Source organism: Donghicola mangrovi (assembly GCF_013377535.1).
GTDB classification, from domain to species: domain Bacteria; phylum Pseudomonadota; class Alphaproteobacteria; order Rhodobacterales; family Rhodobacteraceae; genus Donghicola; species Donghicola mangrovi.
This window is the reverse complement of the sequence record NZ_JABCJE010000017.1, coordinates 27,132-44,230: the sequence shown is the minus strand read 5'-3', so window position 1 is coordinate 44,230 and position 17,099 is coordinate 27,132. Positions and strand designations below refer to the sequence as shown.

The following is a 17,099-nucleotide window of genomic DNA, read 5'->3' as shown; positions in this document are numbered from 1 at the left end:
GAGAAAAATGACAGAAAGGCCAAATATCTAGAATTCCTCGACTTTCCCCTAGGGAAGCCCCCTCCACTACATCTTGATCCTCGCTAACAGGCCAAGCCCCACGCACATCAAGGATAGCCCAGAAAACAAGGTTCGCACTGTATTCCAGAGCTGCCACTTACCCGAGTATGCCTTCCATATATCGTGGGCATCGCTCAGCTTGGTTTCCAGAGAAATATCTAGCGCACCCAAGGCTTCGTTCATCGGAACGTTCACCTTCATGGTCAAAAACATCCCGCCGACTCCGTAAATGACCGCCGCAAGGGCCATCCAGATCGCCGTTCGTCCGAATCCCGCCCGGCGATTCAGCACCGCAGCCAAGGCCAACACAAACGGCGTCCCGAAGAATGCCGGCGCAAAGACCGCATTTCTGACCGATCTGTTCATCTCTTGCATCGCGATGATCGCCACACGGGGGTCCGCTTGATCGAGCCCCCACATGGTCGAGCAGACCCATGCATAAAAGAACCCAAAGATCGCACCCGCAAAGATCAACCCGGTAATGCCAGAGGCATCCGCTGCCAGTTTCGCCGCGCTGCCCAGTACATGTCTGTCTTCCAGAATCGCCATAATCAAAATCCGTAATGATGTGTACGCTTGCACTGTAGGCGTAACAGTGTGTACGGTTTCGTGTCAACAGTCGGAATTCCCCATGCAAGACCACAAGAAAGAAGCCCGCAGCCAGCAGATCGAAGACGCCGCCTATGAGGTGCTGCGGGACAAGGGCTATGGCGCGGCGTCCATGCTCTCGATCGCCAAGAAGGCGAAGTGTTCGAACGAAACCATGTATCGCTGGTACGGGGACAAGGTTGGGCTGTTCCGCGCTTTGGTCGAGCGGAACGCGCAGCAGGCTGTCACTGTTCTGAATGACGCGCTGGACCAGAATGCAGAGCCCTTGCAGACCCTGCGCAATCTGGGACCCGTGTTGCTGTCTGCATTGCTGGATGAAAAGGCAGTGGCGCTGAACCGTGCAGCGGCGGCGGATACGACGGGCGAGCTGGCCGTGGCTTTGGCGCAGGCGGGGCGCGGCACGGTCGCCCCTTTGATCGAAGATGTCATACAGCGGGCGGTCACCACGGGGGCGATCAGTGGACCAGCGGATGAGGCGACCGAAGTCTACCTGTCCCTGCTGATCGGGGACCTGCAAATCCGGCGGGTGGTCGCGCGGATGCCCCCTCTGGAAGCCGCCGCCTATCAGCATCGGGCCGCGCGGGCAGTGGACGGACTAGAAACCCTGTTTCCCGCCTGACCCAAAGAAAAACCCCCGCCGATGAGAGCGGGGGTTTCTGATTTCCGGCAGGCCAATCCTTAGTCGGTGATTGCGCCTTCTTCGTCTTCGCGGCGGCGCATCTTGGATTTCACCACGCGGCCAAAGATGATGGGCAGGATGAACCCGATGATCGCCACGGCCCACAGGCCAATCGCCAAGGGGCTGTCAATCAGGGTGAACCAGTCGCCGTTGTCGATGGTGATCGCGCGGCGCAGGTTGCTTTCCATGGCGTTGCCCAAGAGGGTACCCAGAATGATCGGAACCAGCGGAACATCCAGTTTACGCAGGACCCAGCCCATCACGCCGAAGCCGATCATCACCAGCAGGTCGAACGAAGAGCCCGAGATGCCGTAGATCCCGACAAAGCTGACCATCGCCACCACCGGCATCAGGATGCGCGGGGGCACCATCAGCAGACGGGTGAACAGACCAACCATGGGAATGTTCATAGCCAGCAGCATGAAGTTCGCGATGAACAGCGCAGCGATCAGGCCCCAGACCACGTCCGGGTTCTGGCTGAACAGCAGTGGACCGGGGGTGATGTTCAGCGACAGCAGAACCGCCAGCAGAACCGCAGTGGTGCCCGAACCGGGAACACCCAGCGCCAGCATCGGCACCAGAGCGCCACCGGCAGCCGCGTTGTTACCGGCCTCGGGGGCAGCCACACCGCGCGGATCGCCTTTGCCGAAGGTGCCGTCTTTGTCGACCAGACGCTTTTCGAACGAATAGGCGATAAACGAACCCAGAGAGGCACCCGCACCCGGCAGAACACCGGCAAGGAAGCCAAGGAACGAGGTCCGCAGCATGGTCGGGGTGCATTCCTTGACCATCGACAGCGGCGGGGTCAGGCGACCGACCTCGAGCTTGCGGCCTTCGGCGCTTGCGTTGCCGTGACGCTCCTCAAGGAAGATCAGCACTTCGGACAGGGCGAACAGACCCACGATCGCCACAAGGAAATCGAGACCGTCATAGAGGTGCACTTCGCCGAAGGTAAAGCGCGGCACGCCGGTCTGGGTGTCCACACCGATCATCGCCAGACCCAGACCCAGCGCAGCGGCAAAGGCCGATTTCGCCTGGTTGGTCGAGCTGACGCCACCAAGGGTCATGAACGCCAGAGCGAACAGCGCAAAGTATTCCGCCGGACCGAACAGCAGCGCGATCTTGACCAGCTGGGGGGCCAGCAGGATCAGACCCCAAGTCGCAAAGAACGAGCCCACAAACGACGCAATCCCCGAGATCGACAGCGCTTCGCCTGCCAGACCCTTTTTCGCCATCGGATAACCGTCAAGGCAGGTCATCATCGCCGGTTCGTCACCGGGGATGTTCAGCAGGATCGACGAAATACGGCCGCCATACATCGCGCCATAATACACCGAGGTCAGCAGGATCAACGAGGGCGTCGCCCCCAGACCCAGCGTGAACGCCAGCGGGATCAGAATAGCCACGCCGTTCGACGGCCCGAGGCCGGGCAGCGCGCCCATGATCGTACCAAGGAAACAGCCGAGCAGAGCCAGCAGCAGGTTCTGCCAGGTCAGCGCGATCATGAAACCATCGGCCAGAGAGTTCAGCATATCCATCCTGAGACCTCCTTAGAAACCAAGCGGGCCGCGGGCCAGCGACAGCCCCAGCACGAGATGGAAGATGACATAGATGCCGACCGACGTACCCACACCGGTCAGAACCGAGCCGATGATGGTCGAACCAAGGCGCCACGACAGGTAGGTCGCCGCAGCAGCGGTCGCGAGGACGAAACCGGCAACAGGCAGAAACTGAGCGTACAGAACCATAACCACGACAGCGGCCGCGATCTCTGCCAGACGGGCAAAGTTGGGCCAGTGGGGCTCCGGATCGGGTTTTATCGCAATCACGGCAGAGCTGATGCCGAGGATCGCTGCGATAATCAGGGGAAAGGCTTTGGGTCCGACGGCGTCCGACAGAAAGCTCTCTTCGATGGTCAGGGCCGACATGGCGAACCCGATTGCCAGAAGAATGCCGAACACGCCGAAGATACGATCACTCATCAAGGATCTCCTGAGGCGGCGTTGGAATATAAGGAAAGGGACGCCGCATGAAGGGGAGAAGCGGCGTCCCTAATATCTACACAGGGGGGCTGCGTAGAATTACTTGATGATCCCGATCTCTTTCGAGATGTTCTGGATCTGAGTTACCGACATCGAGACAAAGTTCTGGAAGTCAGCGCCACGCAGGTCCAGCGGTGCCAGACCGTTTGCTGCCATGATTTCTTTCCACTCAGCCGACTCGTACAGGGTGCCGATCTTGGCAACCCATGCGTCGTAGGCTTCGTCGCTCATGCCAGCGGGGGCATAGAAACCGCGCCAGTTTGCGCCGATTGCGTCAACGCCCTGCTCTTTTGCGGTCGGGAAGTCGGCGAACTCGCCACCCAGACGCTCGGGGGACAGAACTGCGAGAACTTTGATGTCGCCGCTGTCAACGAAACCTTTGGCTTCGGAGATATCGCCGGTGAAGGCCTGAACCGAACCAGCCAGCAGCTGGGTCACAGCTTCGCCGCCGCCATCGAACGCGATGTATTTCACCTTACGCACGTCTTCGACGCCGTATGCGTTCGCTGCGATCAGAACTTTCAGGTGGTCCCAGCCGCCAACAGCCGAACCGCCAGCAACCGCAACCGAAGTCGGGTCGTTTTTGATCATGTCCAGCAGCTCGGGCAGAGTGTTCACTGCGCTGTCTTTGGCAACGGCGATCACACCGTAATCCGCACCGATCGACGCCAGCCAACGAACCTGATCCATGGTGTTGCCGGGGTATGCGCCCTGCGCCAGACGGGTCGCGGTTGCCGACGATGCTGCAACGATCAGGTCGCTGTCGTCGCCGCGCTTGTTCACGACTTCTGCATAGGCCACGCCACCGCCGCCACCGGCGAGGTTCACAACCTGCATGGTCTTTTCGATCAGGCCCTGGTCCTGCAGCGATTTACCGACCTGACGGCAGGTAAAGTCCCAGCCACCACCGGGGTTGGCGGGCGCGATGCACTCGGGGTTCTCGGGCTGCCAGCCTTCGGCCGAAGCGCCAAATGCAGTTGCACCCAGCAGCAGGGCAGCCACGGTCAAGCGGGTCGCTTTAAAGATCATTGATGTACTCCTCCACAGTGATCTTACGGACGATTCGAGGCCGTCCGGTATGTTCCTTCCCGCCGACGCTGCAAATGTTTGCAGTCTCCTCGTGGCGGGCTATGAAGGATGTAACTAGCGAGTGAAGCTGTCGCGAACCTGTCAATTTGACAGGAAACTATCCATTACGCACCCGAACGGAGAAAAACCCATGCGCATCCTGATCGTCGAGGACGCCACGGACATGGCCGAAGCCGTCGCGATCCGTTTGGGCAAGGCAGGAATGGCCTGTGATCTGGCCGACTGCTGCGAAGCCGCCGAGGATTTTCTGGCCGTTCAGCGCTATGATGCGATTGTTCTGGATATCAATCTGCCTGACCGGTCTGGCACCGACCTTTTGTCCGACCTGCGGGCGCGGGGCGTACGCACCCCTGTCCTGATGCTGACCGCCCTGTTCTCCGTGGATGACCGCGTGTCCGCGCTGAACCTCGGGGCGGACGATTATCTGGTGAAACCCTTTGATCACCGCGAGCTTGAGGCCCGCTTGCGCGCCCTTGTCCGCCGCGAGGCCGAACAAAAGACCGACACCCTATCCCTCGGCCCCCTGCGATTCTTCCCCTCTTCGATGACCGCCGAGATTGGTGATGCCCCGCTGGACCTGACCCGGCGCGAGGCCGCCCTGCTGAGCCTCTTGCTGCGCAACGGCGGCAAGGTTCTGAGCAAAGAGCGCCTGTATGATGGTCTGTTCGCTTTTGACAGCGCGGATGTGGGGCTGAACGCGATCGAGCTCTATATCGGGCGCCTGCGCAAGAAACTGAACGGCACCGGCGTCAGCATCGAAACCCAGCGCCGCCTTGGCTACCGGATCTGTCTGGATGACTGACGCCCCTCGTCCCGATGCGCAGCGTTCCCTTTCGTCCCGCGTGGTGACGGGGGTTCTGTCGCTGCTTTTCGTGGGGGGAATCATCGTCGCCATCGCCAGCTTCGCCTATGGCCGCCAAGCCGCCCGCGAAGCCTATGACCGCCTGCTGCTGGGGGCCGCGAACGACATCGCTGAATCGATTAGCGTGCTGGGAGGCGAGCCCTTGGCCGACCTGCCCATTTCCGCGTTCAAACTGCTGGCCCTGGCCCCTGATGACCGCATTGCCTATGCCGTGCGCGGCCCTCAAGGGCAGCTTCTGACCGGCAACGATTTCGCCCGCCCGCCGACCGACACCCGCGTCACCACCGGCAACCCGCACTTCTTTGACCACCCGATGCAAGGCGACACCGCGCGCTTCGTCACCGTCTACCGCCGCTTTGCCGAGCGCGACTTTTCCGGCACCGTCAGCGTAACCGTCGGCCAGACCATAGCTGCGCGAAATGCCATGGCCCTGAGCCTGACCCGCGATGCGCTGATCGCCTCGTTGGTGGCGGGGGTCGCGCTGATGCTGCTGGCCGCGCTGGTCATCCGCAACGCGATGGAGCCCCTGAACCGCATCGCGTCGGAGCTTCTGGACCGCGACCCCTATGATCTGACCCCGATGGACCGGAACGTGCCCGCCGAGGTGTCGGTGATGATCGACGCCATGAATCGCTTCATGCTGCGGCTGGATCGCCAGTTTTCCAGCATGCGCAACCTGATCTCGGACACCGCGCACCAGCTGCGCACCCCCGTCGCCGCCATCCGTGCCCAAGCCGAACTGATCGGCGAAGAAACCAACGACGACGCCCGCCAGCAGATGGTCACCCGCCTGACCCGACGCTCGCGGTCGCTGGGGGAATTGCTGGACCAGATGCTCTCCCGCGCTCTGGTCATTCACCGCACCGACAGCGCCCCGCGCCTGCCCATCGACCTGCGCGACATCGCGCTCGAGGTGGTGGACAGCCGCGACCACGAACTACTGGCCCCCGAAACCGAGGTCGAACTGCGCATCGGCCCCGACGAGGTGATCGTTCTGGCAGACGAGATTTCTCTGACCGAGGCCGCCAAGAACATGTTCAACAACGCCCTGCGCCACGGAGCATCCCCAGTCACTATCGGCGTCACGGTCGAGGGCACCAACGCCGCCCTCTGGGTCGAGGATGCAGGAAACGGCCCCCCGCCCGAAATTCTTGACCGCATCGGCGAGCGGTTCGAACGCAGCTCGGCCTCTTCGGGGCGCAGCGCGGGGCTTGGCCTTTCCATCGTCCGAGCCGTCGCCAGCGCCTTCCAAGGCGAAGTCCGCATGGCCCCCGGCGAAAACGGCTTTCGCGTGACGCTGCTCTTGCCCCTGCGCCCGACCCGTACCGGAGATCCGCAATGATCCGCGCCGCCCTGACAGCCCTGACCATCCTGAGCGCCCTGCCCGCCAGCGCCGCCGAGGAAACCGCCGTCTTCGGCAGCGAATTCGGTCGCCCGCTGCTGTTCCGCTCGACCACCGATATCCGCGTTCTGGGGCCGACCATTCAGGAATTCACCCGCCTGAACCCGGATATCCACGTGATCTATGAACAATGGGGGTCGAACGCCCTGTTCGACGAATCCCGCAGCGATTGCGATCAGGGCCGCGGCGCCGATGCGATCCTGTCCTCGGCGGTTCATCAGATGGTGGAATTAGTAAACAGCGCCTGCGCCGCGCCCTACCGCTCGCCCCAGACCGAGGCCCTGCCCGCCGACCGACGGTGGCGCAACGAACTTTGGGGGATCACCCGCGAAGCGGCGGTCATGATCTACAACACCGCTCTGGTCCCCCCCGAGGACGTCCCCCACAGCCGCTTTGAACTCTTGGACCTGATGCGCCGCAACAACCCCGCCTATCAGGACCGCATCGCCACCTATGATATCGAAGCATCGGGCCTAGGCTACCTCTTCGCCTTTTCCGACAGCCTTGAGGCCAGCACATTCGGCGCCCTCCTCGAAGGGTTCAGCCGCGTGGATGCGGTCGCCACCTGCTGCTCGAACGAGATTATTCAGGGCGTCAGTTCCGGCCGTTATCTGATCGCCTACAACGTGCTCGGCTCCTATGTCAGCACGCAGTACCGCGACAATGTCAGCGTCGTCATGCCCGAGGATTACACCCTGTTCCTGTCGCGCGCCTACATGATCCCGCGCCATGCCCGCAATCAGGGCGACGCCACGCGCCTTTTGGACTTCCTTCTGTCTGCCCGCGGCGAGGCGCTGCTCAAGGAAAGCGGCCTCGTCCAGCGCCGCGACCCAGAGGAAACGTTTTTGCCAGAAAGCTCGGAACGGGCGATCCCGATCGACCCGATGCTGCTGGTGGCCCGCGACCAGCACCGCCGCAAACGGTTCATCGCCCAATGGCGCGCCACCTTCGGAGCCCCACAATTCCTGTCCCCCTAAAAAGGGGAAAGGCGCAGGCCAGTGAGGAGGGGCCTGCGCCGGAGAGCGCCACTTGGGATGGAAGTAGGGGAGTCAGGTGGCGCAGAGCACAGAGCGTGTGAGGAAACGACGCTCCCGCCCATTATCAAGGCTGAACATGCCACCGCGGCCATCGATCACATCAATGATCAGGTCCGTATGCTTCCACAACTCGTACTGACGATCCGAGATGTAGAATGGCATGCCGCCAATCTCTCCCATTAAAACATCGTGAACACCAATTTTGAAATCCCCTTGCGCATAACACATCGGGGCCGAGCCATCGCAGCAGCCTCCGGACTGGTGGAACATGACGGGACCATGATCTGCGACGATCTCGGCCAATAGTTCCAGCGCGCCTGGGGTGGCAGTGACCTTGTCCAGTTTTTCAGACATGACCCGCCTCCTTCATCTTGGCGAAAATACCCTCGGGGGGTGTGGGGGGCCGACGGCCCCCCACGTATTCCGGACTTAGAAGAAGCCCAGTTTCTTGGGGCTGTAGCTGACCAGCATGTTTTTGGTCTGCTGATAGTGGTCCAGCATCATCTTGTGGGTTTCGCGGCCAACACCCGACTGCTTGTAACCACCGAACGCTGCGTGTGCAGGGTATGCGTGGTAGCAGTTGGTCCAGACGCGGCCGGCCTGGATGGCGCGGCCAAAGCGGTAGCAGGTGTTCGCGTCACGCGACCATACGCCTGCACCCAGACCGAACAGGGTGTCGTTTGCGATTTCCAGCGCTTCTTCGGCATCCTTGAAGGTGGTAACCGATACAACCGGGCCAAAGATCTCTTCCTGGAAGATGCGCATCTTGTTGTGGCCCTTCATCACGGTCGGCTTGACGTAGTAGCCGTTCTCGAGATCGCCACCCAGGATGTTGCGGTCGCCGCCAGCCAGAACTTCTGCGCCTTCGTCACGACCGATCTGGATGTAGCTCAGGATCTTTTCCAGCTGCTCTTGCGAAGCCTGTGCACCGATCATGGTGTTGGGGTCCAGCGGGTCGCCCTGAACGATGGCTTCAACGCGGGCCAGAGCGCGCTCCATGAACTTCTCGTAGATCGATTCCTGGATCAGTGCGCGGCTGGGGCAGGTGCAAACTTCGCCCTGGTTCAGCGCGAACATTACGAAGCCTTCGATCGCTTTGTCGAAGAAGTCGTCGTCGTGTGCTGCAACGTCTTCGAAGAAGATGTTCGGCGACTTGCCACCCAGTTCCAGAGTAACGGGGATCAGGTTTTCCGATGCGTACTGCATGATCAGACGGCCGGTCGAGGTTTCGCCGGTGAACGCGATCTTTGCGATGCGCTTCGACTGTGCCAGCGGCTTGCCTGCTTCCAGACCGAAACCGTTCACAACGTTCAGAACGCCTGCGGGGATGACGTCGGCCAGCAGTTCACACAGAACCATGATCGCTGCGGGGGTCTGTTCTGCGGGCTTCAGAACCACACAGTTGCCGCCTGCCAGCGCGGGTGCCAGTTTCCAGCACGCCATCAGCAGGGGGAAGTTCCAGGGAATGATCTGGCCAACAACACCCAGAGGCTCGTGGAAGTGGTACGCAATGGTGTCTGCGTCGATTTCCGAGATCGAACCTTCCTGCGAACGCAGAACGCCAGCAAAGTAGCGGAAGTGGTCGATTGCCAGCGGAAGGTCAGCCGCCATGGTTTCGCGGATCGGCTTACCGTTGTCCCAGGTTTCGCAGGTTGCCAGCAGTTCCATGTTGGCTTCCATGACGTCCGCGATTTTCAACAGAACGGCTGCGCGTGCGGCGGGGGCGGTGTGGCCCCATGCGGCTTTGGCTGCGTGTGCTGCGTCCAGAGCTGCTTCGACGTCGGCGGCTTCCGAACGTGCGATTTCACAGATTTTGCCGCCAGTGATGGGGCTGCCGTTGTCAAAGTAACGGCCAGAAACGGGGGCAACGAACTTGCCGCCGATGAAGTTGTCGTAACGCTCTTTGAAGGGCGACACGCGTGCTGCAGAACCGGCTTGAGCCATCTCGTTCATGGTATTCCTCCTCGTAGACCCGATATCCTCCGACCGGGATTGAGAAGACGATGCCCACCCTTTTGATCCTGCGCATCCCCACCAAAGTCTCAGTCTCGGGGGGACTGTCTCAGGACTGAGACAGTCAGTGAGACTTTTCCGAGATTCCGAGACGCTTCATCCGGCGATACATCGTGGCCCGCCCGATTCCGAGCGCTTTGGCCGCCGCAGAAACGTTGCCATCCGCACGTGAAAGCGCACGCATCAGGGCCGCGCGCTCGGCGCCTTCGAATCCGGTGGGTGATTCTTCGGACCGGCCGAGCAGGTCCACGGCGGGGATCGGGCGCAGAACGCCTTCGGTCGGCAGGTCCAGCGCGGCGCGGGCCAAGCGGGTGGCCCCAATCACCAAATCATCCTGATCAACCGCCAAGAGCGATCCTTCGCGCCCCTCTTCGCCTGCCACAATGATACGGGCCTTGGGGAAGGTCGCGCGGAAGTAGTCCACTTCGATCTGGCGGGCGGTCTGTTCCACCATCGCCGAGATCAGCTGGTTGAACCCTTCGGTCTGGTCACTGCGGGCCGAGGACACATCCAAGGCCCCCAGAAGTTGCCCCTCGGGACCAAAGATCGGCGCGTCCATGCAGCTGAGGCTGGTGTTGCGGGCGATGAAGTGATCCTCGCGGTGGATGGTGACGCGACGGCGTTCGGCCAGACAGGTGCCGATACCATTAGTACCTTCGGCCTCTTCGCTCCAGTTGCCGCCGGACCACAGACCCCACTTGGAAAATACGTCCTCGTCGCTGCCATTCACGCGGTGCTGCAGAACGATCCCGCGGGCATCGGTCAGCAGGACGGCACAGCCCGACTGCCCGACCAAGGCATACAGGTTATCCACCCGCGGCGTCGCACTGCGCATGAAATTGTCATTGTATTCAAGGATCGGGCTCAGTTCCCGCTGGCTCAGGCGCTGGGGCCCCTGCCCGGTGGCGGGGTCAATCCCATGGCGCACCAAAGAACGCCGCCACGACGCCGCCAGCCGCGAACGCGCTGCGGCGGAACCGGACTCGACGACGGAAAGAACACGGTCTGCGTGGTCACGAAGATCGGACACAAGGCACCTCCCATACAGGCGAGTCTGCCTAAATCCTCACTCGGCAGACTGGCTGCCGCAGTGTCTCTGAATGGCAAATGGCCCGCAAGGACGTAATCCCCGCGGGCCATCGTAAATTGGTCCTAGTCCGGCGGATTACCGCCCGCCATCATCCCCGTCATCGCCAACATCGTCGTCGGTGTGATCGGGCAAATCCAGTTCCTTGGGGTCGTGGGTATGATCCACGATCGAAGGCTTGGACTCGGGCTTGATGGTTTTGACGACCTTCTCCTCCATCTTGACGCCGACGGATTGGCCTTTGCCATCCTTGGCCTCGGCAAAGGTGAGGGTCTGATAGGGATAGGGAATCTCGATCCCGCGCTCGTCAAAGATCCGTTTGACGATTTCGTTATACGCGCGGCCGATGCCCCACTGATCGCCGGGGCGACACTTGATCCGCGCCCGCAGAACGATGGCACTGTCGCCAAACGCGTTCAGACCCATCCATTCCAGATCGCCAACGATTTTAACCTTGTTGTCGGGATCGGACACCAGTTCCTCAAAGGCGGCGAACATGGCTTCTTTCACCTCGGGGACGCTCTCGCGGTAGGCGACGCCCATGTCGGCAACAAAGTAGCCGTAGTCCTTCATGTAGTTCGACACCATATCGACGCTGCTGAAGGGGATCATGTGGTAAACGCCCTGATAGTCGCGCAGGGACACCGAGCGGATGGTCAGCTTTTCGACCACACCGGTGGTGCCGTTCAGGGTGATCACGTCACCGACGTTAATCACGCCCTCGAACTGGATGAAGATACCGGTGATGATATCCTGCACCATCTTCTGGGCACCGAAACCGATGGCCAGACCCAGCACCCCGGCCGAGGCCAGCAGCGGCGCGATGTCCAGTCCGATCTCGGACAGGGTGAACATCAGGGTAATGATGATCAGCGCAATGGTCGCCGCATTGCGCAGCAGGGTCAGCAGGGTTGCCTCTCGGGCGCTGGCGATGGTGCCCCAATCGGGGTTCAGGCGGTAATCCACCCAAGAGGTCATCGCCAGCCAGATCAGGCAGGACGCCGCAAGGATCAGCACCACACTCACCGCTTTGCCGGACAGGAACACGCCGGTCGGGGTTGCCAAAGCCGCCCCCAGATCAAACACGCCCAAAGCGTTCAGCGCAAAGACCAGCACGAACAAGAAGATCAGCACGCGCAGACCTGCCATGATCTTGGGCACAAAGCTGTTCAGGCGCGTTTGCAGCAGCGGCAGGCGGGCGTTCCAGCTGTCGGGCAGATGGATGCCGTGACGCACCATGTGGGTCAGCCAACCGGACGCCAGCATCCCCAGCAGAACCACCAGCGCGACCTGCGCCGTGTTCACAAAGGTGTCGAACACCACCGCGTTCGAGCGGGTCATCACGATCAAGAACACGCCAGCCAGATACAGCAGCACCGGCCAATGCCAGTTGCGCGCCAGCACGCGGGCCGCCCCACGGGGGGCGCGGTCTTCGTCCTGACCCAGCAGGTAGCTGGCCACGTTCGAACGGTTGCGCAGCACGGTCGCCACGATGATCCCCAGCACCAACAGCGCCAGAACCAGCGTCACCGCGCGGCCCGTCATATACGATACGTCCTGATTAATCACCGGCACGACCAGCAGCTGACCATAGCCAAGCAGGCCGATCAGCAGGTTCAAACGGCGCGAAATATAGCGCGCGGTCGGGTCATCCAACGGGAACATCCGCAGGCTCGACGTCGTGGGGGAAAAGACCAGACGCACCACCACCTTGATCAGCTCGACCACGAGGAAGGCGTTCAGATACAGGGTTTGACGGATGCCGATCTGGCCAAACTCGCCAAAGACGGTCAGCGCCAAAATGTAGCCCGTCAGCCACGACACCAGCACCACCAGCACGTCGATGAAGCCGGACAAGAAGAACAGCCCAACCGATTTCAGGAACGGACTGTCCGAGGCCTTGGCCCCGAGACGGGTGTAGTAGGTCGTCGCAAACCCGCGCAGCACCAGAAACACCGCGACGGTGGACAGGATCACGAAAGCCACGTCCTTGAACGTGGCGAACAGATCAGCGGCATCCCCGCTGCCCAGTGACGTGATGGTCGAGAAAGAGAACACCACTTGGCTCCAGGCCTGCTGGCCTTCGTCGATCAACTCCTCGGCCAGCGATTTGGTAAAGGTCGCGATCTGCTTGCCAAAGGTAGCCTCGTCGCTGGCCGCGACGGCTTCGGCCTTTTGGGCGGCCTGTTCGACGGGCGTTTCAGCGGTGTCCGCAGTGGTGGTTGTGGTTTCGGGGGCCTGATCAATGGCCTTCAGAGCCTCGATCAGGCGGTCACGGGTGCCGTCGTCTTGCAGCACCTCGATCAGTTTATCGGTTTCGGCAGAGGTCGCCGTTTCAGTCGATGCAGCAGTATCGGTGGTTGCTTCTTGGGCCAGCAAGGCACCGGACCAGACAAGGGTCAGCGCCACGATACAGGCCAGCATCAGCTTCGACAGGGTCGAGAGGGGTCGGATCATGTCGTGCAGTTTCTTCTTGTTCTTGAGTTCGTTTTGTTCGGCACCCGAGGGGACGGGCCGGTGCACATGCAGCCTGTGCCGGAACGGAGAATTACACTTAGGCAACACATACACACCGCCAAAGGTTCCCCTGTGACTAACGATATCTGTTGGATTTTTCTAGGAATCCTCGTTCACGATCCTGTCGGTTTCCTGCAAGACTGTTACAAAACGGGTGACAACCCGCCGACCTCGCAGCAAATTCCCGCCCATGTTCGATGCAGCCCTTCGCCCTCTGATTGACCCCACCCTGAACCGGCTCGGCCGTGGGTTGGCGCGCGCCGGTTTCAGTGCGAACGGCGTCACGCTGGCGGGGCTGGCGCTGGGGTTAGCCGCTGCGGGATTTATCGCCGTGGGGCTGACCAATCTGGGGCTGGCGCTGATGCTGGCCAGCCGTCTGGCCGACGGTCTGGACGGCGCCATCGCCCGCGCGACTAAGGGCACGGATTTCGGCGGCTACCTCGATATCACTTGCGATTTTCTGTTCTATGGCGCGATCCCCCTGGGGTTCGTCGTGCTGGACCCTGCCGCGAACGGGCTGGCTGGGGCGTTCCTGCTGACGAGCTTTTACTTCAACGGGGCCAGTTTCCTTGGCTACGCGATTCTGGCGGAAAAGCACGGGATGCAGACCGCCAAGCGCGGGGCCAAGTCGCTCTATTTCACCGGCGGCATCCTCGAGGGTGCCGAGACCATCGGTTTCTTTGCCCTGATCTGCCTATGGCCTGTCCTGTTTGCGCCCGCGTCCTATGTGTTTGGCGCGCTGTGCTTTGTGACGGCCATTTCCCGCATTCTGCTGGCCCGACAGGTGTTCGGGCCCAATACCCGAAACGAGGAGAGCATTTGATGAAACGCATCACTGCGGCTTTGGCGGCGACGCTGCTGGCCACCACAGCTATGGCCCAACCCGATCCGACCAACTGGGAAAGCGTTCTGGAAGAGGCGCGCGGTCAGACCGTGTACTGGAACGCATGGGGCGGCTCGACCACTACCAACGACTTTATCGCGTGGGTCGGTGACCGCGTGGCCGAGGAATACGACGTCACCCTAGAACATGTGAAACTGACCGACACCGCCGACGCCGTTGCCCGCGTTCTGGCCGAACAGCAAGCCGGCAAGAACGAAGGCGGCGCGGTCGACATCATCTGGCTCAACGGTGAAAACTTTGCCTCGATGAAGCGGCAGGACCTGCTGTTCGGCCCGTTCGCGGAACAGCTGCCCAACTGGCAGTACGTCGACACCGCAGGCAAAACCGTCCAGACCGATTTCACCATCCCGACCGACGGCTACGAGAGCCCGTGGGCCATGGCGCAGGTTGTTTTCATGTATGACACCGCCGACATCGACGCGCCCCTGCCCTCGATGAACGCCATTCTGGAGTGGGCGCAGGCTCATCCCGGCCGCTTCACCTATCCCCAGCCGCCCGATTTCCTTGGCGCGACGTTCCTGAAGCAGGCTCTGCTGGACCTGACCGATGATCCGGCCCCCCTGATGCAGCCCGCCACGCCCGAGACGTTCGACAAAGTCACCGCGCCCCTGTGGGATTTTCTGGATAAACTGACCCCCGTTCTGTGGCGCCAAGGCCAAGCCTATCCCCAGACCGGCCCCCAGCAAATCCAGCTGATGAACGACGGCGAGATTGATCTGGCCATCAGCTTCAGCCCCGGCGAGGCTTCGACCGCCATCGCCAATTTCGAGCTGCCCGACACCGTCCGCACCTATGTTCTGGACAAGGGCACGTTGGGCAACGCCAGCTATCTGGCGATCCCCTACAACGCGAATGCAGCGGCGGGGGCGATGGTTGTGGCGAACTTCATCCTGTCCCCCGAGGCGCAGGCCCACGGTCTGGACCCACTGAACCTTGGCTACGGCACCGTTCTGGACATGAAGACCCTGTCCGACGAGCAGAAAGCTGCCTTTGACGCGATTGAACTAGGCATGGCGACCCTGACACCCGCAGAACTTGGCACCGCCCTGCCCGAGCCCCATCCCAGCTGGATGGAAATGCTCAAGGCCGAGTGGACCACCCGCTACGGGGTCAAGTGAGGCCCAGTCTGACATGGGTTCCCCGCCTGACGCTGGCCGCATTGCTGCTGCCGGTCGGAGCGGGGCTCTGGGGGGTGATCGCCCCCCTTCTGGGGTTGGTCCACATTGCGGGGGCCGATCCTGATCAGGCCATAGCGGACCTCTTGGCGTGGCCCGGCCTGACTGACGCCTCTGCCCTAAGCATCACCAGCGGTTTCGGTGCGACCCTAATGGCGCTGGCGCTGGTGGTCCTGATCCTGTCCCAACTGCACGGCACGCGGGGGCTGGCGGTCCTGCGCCGCCTTCTGTCCCCGCTGCTTTCGATGCCCCATGCCGCTGCGGCGTTCGGGCTGGCGTTCCTGATTGCCCCTTCCGGTTGGATCGCCCGCCTGTTCAGCCCGTGGGCCACGGGTTGGGCGCAACCGCCGGACCTGCTCATCCTGAATGACCCGTGGGGTATTGCGCTGACCCTCGGCCTCGCTGTGAAAGAGGCGCCCTTTCTACTGCTCATGTCACTGGCCGCGCTGGGACAGATCCGAGCCGGCCAATCCCTGCTCATCGCCCGCGCCTTGGGGCACAGCCTGTCCGGCGCGTGGTTGAAAACCGTATTCCCCGCCGTCTACCGCCAAATCCGCCTGCCCGTGTACGTGGTGCTGGCCTATTCGATGACGGTTGTGGATGTGGCGATGATCCTCGGGCCGACGCTGCCAACCACGCTATCCGTGCAAATCCTGCGCTGGATGTCCGACCCCGACCTGAGCCTGCGACTGCTGGGGGCGGCCGGTGCCCTGCTGCAACTGGCCTTGGTCATCGGCGCGCTGGCGGTTTGGTGGGTGGGCGAACATCTGATCGCTGCCCTTGGCCGGCGTTGGATCACCAGCGGCGCACGCAGCCATGGGATCGGCCTTCTGCGCCCCATCGCAAGCGGCCTTGGCACTGCATCTGCCGCTGTGGTTCTGACGGGCATCGCGGGCCTGCTGGTGTGGTCCTTTGCCGGACAGTGGAGCTTTCCCGACGCCCTGCCCGCCCCATTAACCCTGCGCAACTGGCAACGGTTCGGACCTGCGCTCGGCGCACCGATCCAAGAGACCGCGATCATCGCTCTGACCACCACGCTGATCGCCCTGATCCTGTGCATCGGCAGCCTAGAGGCCGAGGCCCGCCACAACCTGCGCCCGACCACCCGCGCGATGGCGCTGCTGTATCTGCCGCTACTGGTCCCGCAGATCGCCTTCCTACCGGGCCTTCAAGTGCTGCTGCTGAATTGGGGGCTAACCTCGGGGCGCTGGGTGGTGATCCTGAGCCATCTGGTCTTTGTTATCCCCTATGTGTTCCTGTCCCTGTCCGATCCGTGGCGCGCTTGGGATCGGCGGTATGGCACCGTTGGACGTGCCTTGGGTGCCAGTCCGAACCGCGTTCTGTTCCGCATTCGCCTGCCTATGCTTCTGACCCCGATCCTGACCGCCGCCGCCGTGGGGTGCGCCGTGTCCGTGGGGCAATACCTGCCCACCCTCTTGGCCGGAGGGGGCCGCATCGCCACCCTGACCACCGAGGCCGTCGCCCTGACATCGGGCGGCAACCGCCGCGCCATTGGGGTCTACGGGATCGCGCAGACCTGCGCCGCGCTGATCCCCTTTGCCATTGCGTTAACCCTGCCGCGCATCTTGTTCCGCAACCGCCGCGCCCTGAGACCGGAGTGAC

The 17,099-nt window shown here is 62.0% G+C and carries 15 protein-coding genes; 7 read left to right on the top strand and 8 right to left on the bottom strand.

The window, feature by feature from the left end; all coding sequences use genetic code 11:
• Positions 1-66: 66 nt before the first annotated feature.
• On the bottom strand, positions 67-609 hold the full coding sequence (locus HJ536_RS19495; RefSeq protein WP_177159069.1) for an anthrone oxygenase family protein: 543 nt from the start codon (positions 607-609) through the stop codon (positions 67-69).
• Positions 610-691: 82 nt separating this feature from the next.
• Here HJ536_RS19495 and HJ536_RS19490 point away from each other — a divergent pair, with 82 nt between their 5' ends.
• Complete coding sequence (locus HJ536_RS19490; protein ID WP_177159068.1) at positions 692-1,288, top strand: TetR/AcrR family transcriptional regulator; 597 nt, start codon at positions 692-694, stop codon at positions 1,286-1,288.
• A 59-nt stretch (positions 1,289-1,347) separates the two neighbouring features.
• On the opposite strand, the gene HJ536_RS19485 is transcribed toward HJ536_RS19490, so the two are convergent.
• The 3 genes from HJ536_RS19485 to HJ536_RS19475 all read right to left on the bottom strand — a co-directional run bounded on the left by HJ536_RS19485 (position 1,348) and on the right by HJ536_RS19475 (position 4,419).
• Positions 1,348-2,886 carry a tripartite tricarboxylate transporter permease gene (locus HJ536_RS19485; protein WP_176856102.1) on the bottom strand — a complete coding sequence of 513 codons (1,539 nt, stop codon included), beginning with the start codon at positions 2,884-2,886 and terminating at the stop codon, positions 1,348-1,350.
• Positions 2,887-2,898: 12 nt separating this feature from the next.
• Positions 2,899-3,330: a tripartite tricarboxylate transporter TctB family protein gene (locus HJ536_RS19480; RefSeq protein ID WP_177159067.1), complete on the bottom strand. Its 432-nt coding sequence runs from the start codon at positions 3,328-3,330 to the stop codon at positions 2,899-2,901.
• Positions 3,331-3,429: 99 nt separating this feature from the next.
• Positions 3,430-4,419 carry a Bug family tripartite tricarboxylate transporter substrate binding protein gene (locus HJ536_RS19475; RefSeq protein WP_176856100.1) on the bottom strand — a complete coding sequence of 330 codons (990 nt, stop codon included), beginning with the start codon at positions 4,417-4,419 and terminating at the stop codon, positions 3,430-3,432.
• A 190-nt stretch (positions 4,420-4,609) separates the two neighbouring features.
• Here HJ536_RS19475 and HJ536_RS19470 point away from each other — a divergent pair, with 190 nt between their 5' ends.
• Genes HJ536_RS19470 through HJ536_RS19460 form a run of 3 tightly spaced genes read left to right on the top strand, consistent with a single transcriptional unit; the run spans position 4,610 to position 7,720 of the window.
• The gene (locus HJ536_RS19470) at positions 4,610-5,281 is read left to right on the top strand and encodes a response regulator transcription factor (RefSeq protein ID WP_177159066.1); all 672 of its coding nucleotides are present in this window, start codon (positions 4,610-4,612) and stop codon (positions 5,279-5,281) included.
• Complete coding sequence (locus HJ536_RS19465) at positions 5,274-6,683, top strand: sensor histidine kinase (RefSeq protein ID WP_177159065.1); 1,410 nt, start codon at positions 5,274-5,276, stop codon at positions 6,681-6,683. The genes HJ536_RS19470 and HJ536_RS19465 overlap by 8 nt, the downstream gene beginning before the upstream one ends.
• Positions 6,680-7,720, top strand: coding sequence for an ABC transporter substrate-binding protein (locus HJ536_RS19460; protein WP_177159064.1), 1,041 nt, complete (start codon positions 6,680-6,682; stop codon positions 7,718-7,720). Before HJ536_RS19465 ends, HJ536_RS19460 begins: the two co-directional genes overlap by 4 nt.
• A 72-nt stretch (positions 7,721-7,792) precedes the next feature.
• Here the strand turns inward: HJ536_RS19460 and HJ536_RS19455 are convergent, their stop codons facing one another.
• The 4 genes from HJ536_RS19455 to HJ536_RS19440 all read right to left on the bottom strand — a co-directional run bounded on the left by HJ536_RS19455 (position 7,793) and on the right by HJ536_RS19440 (position 13,337).
• Complete coding sequence (locus HJ536_RS19455; RefSeq protein WP_176856096.1) at positions 7,793-8,134, bottom strand: DUF779 domain-containing protein; 342 nt, start codon at positions 8,132-8,134, stop codon at positions 7,793-7,795.
• A gap of 75 nt (positions 8,135-8,209) precedes the next feature.
• Complete coding sequence (gene adh / locus HJ536_RS19450) at positions 8,210-9,733, bottom strand: aldehyde dehydrogenase (protein WP_176856095.1); 1,524 nt, start codon at positions 9,731-9,733, stop codon at positions 8,210-8,212.
• A 124-nt stretch (positions 9,734-9,857) separates the two neighbouring features.
• Positions 9,858-10,823, bottom strand: a complete 966-nt coding sequence (locus HJ536_RS19445) for a GAF domain-containing protein (RefSeq protein WP_176856094.1) — start codon at positions 10,821-10,823, stop codon at positions 9,858-9,860.
• Positions 10,824-10,958: 135 nt separating this feature from the next.
• Positions 10,959-13,337 (bottom strand): mechanosensitive ion channel domain-containing protein, encoded by a 2,379-nt coding sequence (locus HJ536_RS19440; protein WP_228028828.1) that lies wholly within the window; start codon positions 13,335-13,337, stop codon positions 10,959-10,961.
• A 250-nt stretch (positions 13,338-13,587) separates the two neighbouring features.
• Here HJ536_RS19440 and HJ536_RS19435 point away from each other — a divergent pair, with 250 nt between their 5' ends.
• The 3 genes from HJ536_RS19435 to HJ536_RS19425 are packed head-to-tail and all read left to right on the top strand — an operon-like array spanning position 13,588 to position 17,098.
• Positions 13,588-14,220, top strand: a complete 633-nt coding sequence (locus tag HJ536_RS19435; RefSeq protein WP_177159063.1) for a CDP-alcohol phosphatidyltransferase family protein — start codon at positions 13,588-13,590, stop codon at positions 14,218-14,220.
• Positions 14,220-15,419 (top strand): ABC transporter substrate-binding protein, encoded by a 1,200-nt coding sequence (locus tag HJ536_RS19430; RefSeq protein ID WP_177159062.1) that lies wholly within the window; start codon positions 14,220-14,222, stop codon positions 15,417-15,419. The genes HJ536_RS19435 and HJ536_RS19430 overlap by 1 nt, the downstream gene beginning before the upstream one ends.
• Positions 15,416-17,098, top strand: a complete 1,683-nt coding sequence (locus HJ536_RS19425) for an ABC transporter permease (protein WP_338082464.1) — start codon at positions 15,416-15,418, stop codon at positions 17,096-17,098. Before HJ536_RS19430 ends, HJ536_RS19425 begins: the two co-directional genes overlap by 4 nt.
• The last annotated feature ends 1 nt before the right edge of the window (position 17,099 follow it).

Coding starts and splice junctions, on each gene's coding strand:
- HJ536_RS19495 (WP_177159069.1), bottom strand. CDS start 609: ATGGCGATTCTGGAAGACAGACATGTACTGGGCAGCGCGGCGAAACTG.
- HJ536_RS19490 (WP_177159068.1), top strand. CDS start 692: ATGCAAGACCACAAGAAAGAAGCCCGCAGCCAGCAGATCGAAGACGCC.
- HJ536_RS19485 (WP_176856102.1), bottom strand. CDS start 2,886: ATGGATATGCTGAACTCTCTGGCCGATGGTTTCATGATCGCGCTGACC.
- HJ536_RS19480 (WP_177159067.1), bottom strand. CDS start 3,330: ATGAGTGATCGTATCTTCGGCGTGTTCGGCATTCTTCTGGCAATCGGG.
- HJ536_RS19475 (WP_176856100.1), bottom strand. CDS start 4,419: ATGATCTTTAAAGCGACCCGCTTGACCGTGGCTGCCCTGCTGCTGGGT.
- HJ536_RS19470 (WP_177159066.1), top strand. CDS start 4,610: ATGCGCATCCTGATCGTCGAGGACGCCACGGACATGGCCGAAGCCGTC.
- HJ536_RS19465 (WP_177159065.1), top strand. CDS start 5,274: ATGACTGACGCCCCTCGTCCCGATGCGCAGCGTTCCCTTTCGTCCCGC.
- HJ536_RS19460 (WP_177159064.1), top strand. CDS start 6,680: ATGATCCGCGCCGCCCTGACAGCCCTGACCATCCTGAGCGCCCTGCCC.
- HJ536_RS19455 (WP_176856096.1), bottom strand. CDS start 8,134: ATGTCTGAAAAACTGGACAAGGTCACTGCCACCCCAGGCGCGCTGGAA.
- adh (WP_176856095.1), bottom strand. CDS start 9,733: ATGAACGAGATGGCTCAAGCCGGTTCTGCAGCACGCGTGTCGCCCTTC.
- HJ536_RS19440 (WP_228028828.1), bottom strand. CDS start 13,337: ATGATCCGACCCCTCTCGACCCTGTCGAAGCTGATGCTGGCCTGTATC.
- HJ536_RS19435 (WP_177159063.1), top strand. CDS start 13,588: ATGTTCGATGCAGCCCTTCGCCCTCTGATTGACCCCACCCTGAACCGG.
- HJ536_RS19430 (WP_177159062.1), top strand. CDS start 14,220: ATGAAACGCATCACTGCGGCTTTGGCGGCGACGCTGCTGGCCACCACA.